This window comes from Treponema sp. JC4 (genome assembly GCF_000260795.1).
GTDB lineage: Bacteria > Spirochaetota > Spirochaetia > Treponematales > Treponemataceae > Treponema_D.
On sequence record NZ_AJGU01000061.1, the window covers coordinates 1 to 6,974 of the forward strand.

The 6,974-nt window shown below is 30.5% G+C and carries 9 protein-coding genes; 6 read left to right on the forward strand and 3 right to left on the reverse strand.

What is annotated here, in order from left to right:
- The 6 genes from MSI_RS12510 to MSI_RS12535 form a co-directional block, all read left to right on the forward strand.
- Positions 1-1,066: EscU/YscU/HrcU family type III secretion system export apparatus switch protein (locus MSI_RS12510; protein WP_039924937.1), on the forward strand; the 1,066-nt coding region annotated here is incomplete at its 5' end.
- A 63-nt stretch (positions 1,067-1,129) separates the two neighbouring features.
- A complete protein-coding gene (locus MSI_RS12515) occupies positions 1,130-2,137 on the forward strand; it encodes an ADP-ribosylglycohydrolase family protein (RefSeq protein WP_009107684.1) in 1,008 nt (335 codons plus the stop codon).
- Positions 2,138-2,149: 12 nt separating this feature from the next.
- Entirely contained in the window at positions 2,150-2,950 is an 801-nt protein-coding gene (locus MSI_RS12520; protein ID WP_009107685.1) for a hypothetical protein, read from the forward strand.
- Positions 2,951-3,017: 67 nt separating this feature from the next.
- Positions 3,018-3,254 carry a hypothetical protein gene (locus tag MSI_RS12525; RefSeq protein ID WP_009107686.1) on the forward strand — a complete coding sequence of 79 codons (237 nt, stop codon included), beginning with the start codon at positions 3,018-3,020 and terminating at the stop codon, positions 3,252-3,254.
- A complete protein-coding gene (locus MSI_RS12530) occupies positions 3,254-3,571 on the forward strand; it encodes a type II toxin-antitoxin system RelE/ParE family toxin (RefSeq protein WP_009107687.1) in 318 nt (105 codons plus the stop codon). The genes MSI_RS12525 and MSI_RS12530 overlap by 1 nt, the downstream gene beginning before the upstream one ends.
- A 76-nt stretch (positions 3,572-3,647) precedes the next feature.
- The gene (locus tag MSI_RS12535; RefSeq protein WP_009107688.1) at positions 3,648-4,070 is read left to right on the forward strand and encodes a hypothetical protein; all 423 of its coding nucleotides are present in this window, start codon (positions 3,648-3,650) and stop codon (positions 4,068-4,070) included.
- A gap of 80 nt (positions 4,071-4,150) precedes the next feature.
- Here the strand turns inward: MSI_RS12535 and MSI_RS12540 are convergent, their stop codons facing one another.
- The 3 genes from MSI_RS12540 to MSI_RS14745 all read right to left on the reverse strand — a co-directional run.
- A complete protein-coding gene (locus MSI_RS12540; protein WP_009107689.1) occupies positions 4,151-4,627 on the reverse strand; it encodes a hypothetical protein in 477 nt (158 codons plus the stop codon).
- A 186-nt stretch (positions 4,628-4,813) separates the two neighbouring features.
- Complete coding sequence (locus MSI_RS12545; protein WP_155815624.1) at positions 4,814-5,986, reverse strand: leucine-rich repeat domain-containing protein; 1,173 nt, start codon at positions 5,984-5,986, stop codon at positions 4,814-4,816.
- A gap of 252 nt (positions 5,987-6,238) precedes the next feature.
- On the reverse strand, positions 6,239-6,974 hold a 736-nt coding region (locus MSI_RS14745; protein ID WP_039924938.1), incomplete at its 5' end, for a hypothetical protein.

The following is a 6,974-nucleotide window of genomic DNA, read 5'->3' on the forward strand; positions in this document are numbered from 1 at the left end:
AAATATTTACGATAAAGTTCAGGAGAGTGATGTAATACTTCGTTGTAACCGAGAATATGGCTTCTTTTTTGTAGGCTTAAAATATGATCCTAATATGTCAAAAGCTCCTGTTGTAGTTTTCAAAGGTGATGAAAAACTAATAGTTATACTTTCAAAAATTGAAAGATTTATGAAATTACCATATTGTGATAACAATCCTGTAGCACGAGGTTTATATACAGAAGGAGAAGAAGGCAAGGTTATACCGGAAGCTTATTATAGAGCACTTGCCCTAATTTATAGCAATCTTCTTCAAAATAAAAATGAAAGTTCTTTTCATGAAGAATTAGTTAATGATATATGTGACCAAGTATATAACAACATCGAAAAATACAATCATAACCGTTCTGAAAAACTGTATTTGAAAACAATAAAAAATCAAAATTTAGAGAAAACAGAAAATACGAATATAATAGAAATAATTAATCATGTATGTTCTTTTGCAAACAATTATAAAATGAATTATAAAGTAACACACAATCAATCTCAAAAGAATTATGCAATTAATCTTGAATTAACTCTTGATGAATACGGCTATAGCTTTTGGTATATATTTTATATTTTTGAAACAGAAGAAAGAATTAAGGTTGGAAGTAGATCTGTATTTCAGGATTTTAAACTTAATGAGTATAAGTATGCTCTTGAATATTTAAAATCTATAATCAACTCAATTACTGAAGAAATACCATCCATAAAAAAATGGTGTGAAGAATTTAATATTAATCAAAAACAATATGAAATAGTATGTAATTCAATAATTTCCATACTTGAAAAGAAGCAGAAGGAAAAGAATATTGAAATTGGTTACGATTGTGCTGATAAAACTGTTGTGGTGGTTTACTTACATTATCCAACTGAAATCTCAAAAATGTATAAAATCTGTATAACATATAGTGAATTTTTGAGAAATTCAAAAACATTCGAACAAATTATAGATAATCCAATACGAAAAAAAGATTGGAATTTCTGGATGAAAAAACAAAAGTATCATAAAAAATATTTCATAAAAATTAAACCTGAAACTTGAAATGCCAAAAGTTTTTACACGTTCTGCTAGAAATATAAAGAAAATTTAATATTAAGGATTATTATGACTAATACAGATATTTCAAATCTTATTTACGGAGTCGCCGTAGGTGATGCAATGGGCTTTCCTGTTCAATTCTATAAACGAGAGCAGGTAAAAACTTTCAATGTCACAGGAATGATTTCTCACAAATGTGGAAAATATCCAGCTGGTACTTGGAGTGATGATACAAGCCTGACACTTGCACTTGCAGACAGCCTAGGCCAGACAGAAGATATCGATTATTCAGATATTATGAATAATTTTTTCACCTGGATTTCAAAAGGAAAATTTACACCAGCTGGAAAACCCTTTGATACCGGTCGTACTTGTTTTAAAGCACTTTTAAACTATTCTAACGGGGTAGAACCATTAATGTGTGGAGGTCAGGGGGAATATGAAAACGGAAACGGTTCTATTATGCGAATTTCGCCGCTTGTTTTTTATATCCAGAAAAAATTTGGAGATACAGCATTTGATAAAAAAGATACTTTTGAAGTCATACACAATGTTTCGCGCCTGACTCACGCACATCCTATTGCACTCGTAGGTTGTGACATTTATATTGCAGTTTTATTCGCATTACTAAAGGGAGATGAAAAATTTGCTGCTATGAAATTTGCAATAGAAAAAGTTTCTTCTTTTGTTCAATCAATCCCTAAATTTAAAAAGGTTTTTCCAAAATATAATAGACTTACAAGCGAAGATTTTATAAAGCTCCCGGAAAGTAAAATTTCCAGCAGCGGATATATTGTAGATACTCTTGAGGCCGCGCTCTGGTGTTTTCTTACAACAGAAACTTACCGGGATTGCATTTTGAAAGTTGTAAATCTGGGAAATGACACTGACACTATTGGAGCAGTTGCCGGTGCAATGGCAGGTCTCTATTATGGTAATTCTGTGGAAAAAGGGATTCCTGATAAATGGAAATGTGCATTACAAAATAAGGTTCTTATAGAAAACATCATAAAAACATTATCCATAGAATATGATTCTGATTACGCGTCAAAGCATGTAATGTTATACTTATAAGCAGAGGTTAATATGTTCTGGATTTATGACAAAAAAACAGAATCTACAAAAATTAAAAAGAATAAAACTGAATTTGATATCAGAGATGGACTATCTTCAATTCAGAGAACTGTTTTGTATGCAATTTATTTTTTGTCAGAATCATTAAAATATGAAGATATTATGCTTTATGAAAAAGGCATTCCTTTTGATGAAATAAAAAGAGAACTGAAAAAAAATAAATTTACAGCTTATTCTGATGAAGAAGTAAAAAATACAATAAAATCTCTAACAGAATTAAAATATCCACTTTTAGCAGTGAATCAAAATCGAGAAATCTGTATAACTCGTGTTTTCGACAAAATGTTTGAAGGTCAAGCTGGCGTTGATTATAGTTCAGATTTTATCTTATCCTCATTGTTTCCTAATATGCTTTGCAATGGTGGATGCGGTTATTCAGAACATGACATAAATGATGTTTTCCAGGTAATTTCTGCATTCATTAAAAACCGCGATATTACAGATGATGAGCTTCATAAAATCCTGAAAGATAATTCTGATAAAAATTTAAAAATCCTTGTTGAAGCTTTCGTAAATCACAGAATAAATGTACTTGGAAGATTGAATCGAAAGAAATATGACTTATATCAAAAACAAATAGAAATCTTAACAAATGGTTCTGAAAAACAAAAAAGAAAACTCGGGACACATTTATCTATTGAAGAATACAAAAACTTACAAAAAAACTTAGATGTCAGACTTCGGAAATATAGGCAAAAGTGTGATAGAAGAACGGGAATTGCTGCTAGAAAAAGATGCTTTAAGTTATATTGAAACCTGATGGCATTTTACAAGACATGTTTTATTTTACGTGTTATACTAAATCAGAAAGGAGGCTCAAATGTCTTACGATACAGTCGTTGAAAAAGTAAAAACATTACCAGAATCTTGTCTGGAAGATGTTTCAAAATATCTCGATTTTCTCCGTTACCAGTACGAACAGGCAATGATGGCTCCTCTTGTTGAATCCGACGAGGAATTCAATGCTAGTATGCAGAAAGGCTTAGATGATATGAAAGCCGGCCGCGTTACCCCTCTCAAAGAAGCATTTGCCGAAATTAAAGCTCAGTTTGCTTAATGGATTACAAAGTAGTTTTATCAGACAATGCAAAAGCCGACATTTCCAGAATATACGGCTATATTCTCAATAAATTAAAATCCTCCATCAATGCTGATGCTGTCTTAAAGCGCCTTTATTCCAGCATGGAAGATTTATGCTTTATGGCAGACAGCTACCACCTTTACCCGAATGAGCCCTGGCATTCAATAGGCATCCGCTATTATACCATCGGAAATCACTCAGTTATGTACACCATTGAAAATGATACTGCCACAGTCCTTCACGTTGCATACGGAAGAAGAGATTTGGATAAGGTTATGGGGGATTATAAATAATTTATGTAAAATAACTGAAAAAAATGCAATTAATTTGTTAGCAAAGTTGTATTTTTTTTCGAATTGGAGTTGTTTTATGACTATTTTTGATTTATCAGATGAAACTGGAATACCTGTTACTACTATTATTAAAAAATTTCAGCAGAACGGTATATTTCGAACAAAAAACTGTTATGAACTTTATAGACAAACTATAAATCAAAAATATTCAAATGACTTAAAAGTTTTTACCAATGGTAAAATATCGTGGGCAAAAAAATCTACTTTTGGAAAAATGATATCTGAAATGTTTTCATTGGATAAAAATCATTCAATGAAAAAAACTTATGATAAGCCTTATGTAAGAACAATAACCATAAATATCAAGCAAGACTCTGGAGAAATTGAACAAGAAGATTCCCCTGATGAAAAGCCTGCAATTTTCGAAGCATGGAGGAAACAATCTCTTTCTGATGTACAGGATATGACTGAGGATAATGGTTATGATTTTACTGAGTGAAAAAAAGTTGTCTCTTTAACTAAGCACAATACCATTTGGACTTATCCAAATCCATTCTAGAAAAATAATATATTATATTTCTAATAAACAGGAAGTTTAATTTTTTTTCTACCACGTAAACATTTGATATAACCTTTCTGAATACAATCGTAATAATCATCCATTACATATGGAAAATGACCTTTTTTAGCATATCTAAAAAGTTTATCATACCATATAACATATTCTGAATCTTGGCCTTTACCTTTAGTTTCAAACTCAGGGTATCGTTTTAATAACTCATCTGCTAAATCTTTAATCGATGCATCTTTTCCATTATAACCTTTAAAATATTCATATAACGCCGCTGATGAATAACAGAATGCTTTTTCTAATTTTTTACCTTCTAACATGATTCCGTATTTTTTATCGAAGTTATCTTTTGTAGAAACGAAACAACGCCAGGACCAAACAAACGTAGCAAATGAAGGACAAATTCTTATTAACTCATAGCCTCTATTGTGTAATTCTTTTACAACCTCAAGAATCTTAAATGCTGCATTTACGCTATCATTCATAACTTAATTCTCCAGTATCGAAAACTTTTCAGGGCCAGATAATACCGGCTTTGTAATTTTTATGAAACATTCCATAATCACACTTCCTGCTATTAAAAAATCTAATCGTTAATATAAAATAAGACTCTGCCTTTTGGAGACAGAGTCTTAAAGAAAATTGCGCTAATATTGAAAACTAAACTTTACTTATTTTCCATAAATGGTTTCAAAATCTAAGACATAAGTCTTATCTGTGTAATAGTAACCATTTTCCAGCCGGTCGTATTCCAAAGGTGCACCAAATTCATCTCTTAAGAGAGCGAGCGAACGTGAAATTGTTGTCTTACTGAGTTCAGGATCTTCCAGTCTCTTGCGGCAATAATCAAGGATATCATCTGTATTTGGAAATGTATTTCCCTTTATCAATAAATTAATAAGTTTAAGTCTGCGTATCATTGAATTCGTAGTACGTTTTTTTGAATGTTCCGGTTTAGTATCCTTACAAATAACATCGCAACCATTCTTACGGAATAAAGCACAACCTTCAAAAGCATTTTCTGACATTTTCAGATCATTTCTTAAACCTTCATAGATGACTGATTCCAGCTCATCACACTCTTCGAAAGCCCAGGAATTAATTTTGCGTACACTTGCTGGAATAATCAGTTTCTCAAGGAAGGTATCTTTTTTACCAAAGAGACAACTCTCAGAAATGCAGTGTGAACCAATTGTCTCAACAATATCAGGAATCCTTAATTCACTATTTGTATAATCAGTTCTAAAAAGCGCTGTCTTTGTATTTTTATTTACCATAAATCCATCAATTATTCTGTAGACTGGATTTTGAGATAATACTGCAATTGTATCGTTACGATCTTTCTGGATTACTTCATTATAAGTAGTTTCATCTGCTTCATCTTCATCAGTATCATCCGAGATAAAACTGAATGCAGATTCATCAACTTCAATGAGATTACTACCGATATAAATCTCTGTCAGATTCTTTTCTCTGTGAAAATATCCAATTGATGTAACTGAATCAGGAATTACTACTTCCTTTAAGGAAAAGCAGCCACGAAGATCCAGAGAAATGCTTTTTAGGTTTTTCGAGAAGATGATTTCTGTCAATTTTTCACAATAAGAAAAGGCATCCATCTCAATATCATTTACAGAATCAGGAATAATAATTTTTGTTACAGTTTTGTTCGGCTCAATGTCATCACCAAAAATATTGTTTTCTATTTGAGTTACCCCTTCAGGAATCTCAACCACACCACCGTTTCCTTTATAACGACGGAGAATATACTCTGTGCCGTATTCAAGGTCGATGTCTTCTTTGATAATAAAATCTGGATTATTTAATTTCATAGTGTACCTCACTATTATTTATATTATACCATCACTCTGTCATTTAACGACCGAGTAATTTTTTTTGTTAACAAAGATTTCGCTTTATTAACCTTTCATATTTAATAATTTGTGAGTAAATGAAATGTCCTGAAAAAATAGAAGATTACCGAAACTTTATTTTGATTGTCTTAAAATGGATAATCAGAGCCTTACAATGTAGAATAAAATAGTGGATTAATTAAAAAATAACTTTTTAATTGATCCCTTCTAAAAACTCTTAAATTATTTTTCAAGTTCCTGGATTGCATATTTGAACGCATTAAATAAAGAAGTTTTAAAAGAGTTTTCTTTGATTTCTTTATCACAATAAAATCTTACGCCAACCCATTTTACATTATTAAAACGAAATTTTATTGTAATCATATCCTTAATTTTTTTTATAATTATTTCCCTAATGTTCTTTAAGTTCTCGATTTGCTGTTTTGAAAATTTCTTACTTTCAATATGGCCAAATCCTATTTCAAACCATACTTTACCTTTATTATCAAGACCTTTGCAATAATAGATATACTGAGTCTCAGAATACCAAAAAACCCCTTTATCATTATTGTCTGTATAATTTTTAAATTTTTCCTCTAAGTTATTTAGACTATTTTCATACAAATTATTAAAACTTGCATCCCAGTGATAATTTTCTCCATCTATTTTAGTTGGTAAATAATTATAAAGTTTATCGTATATATCTTGCGCTAAAACCGAACAGTCATGCTTAATTTTAAATTCACTATATTTCATTATTTCAATATCTTCATCTTTAGTTTTTACTTTTAACTCATCATTATTTAATATCAGTTGAAGTTCTGAAGTTTCATCGTCTTTAGGAAACAAAGGTATTTCAATATGTAGTTTTCCATTGTTTCGTATAATTATATTCCGTAAATCAATATCAATTTTTGGATAAAATGACTTTAAATAAAGAAGAGTCTCATATATTTTTGTTGTAATATCAATTTGGTAT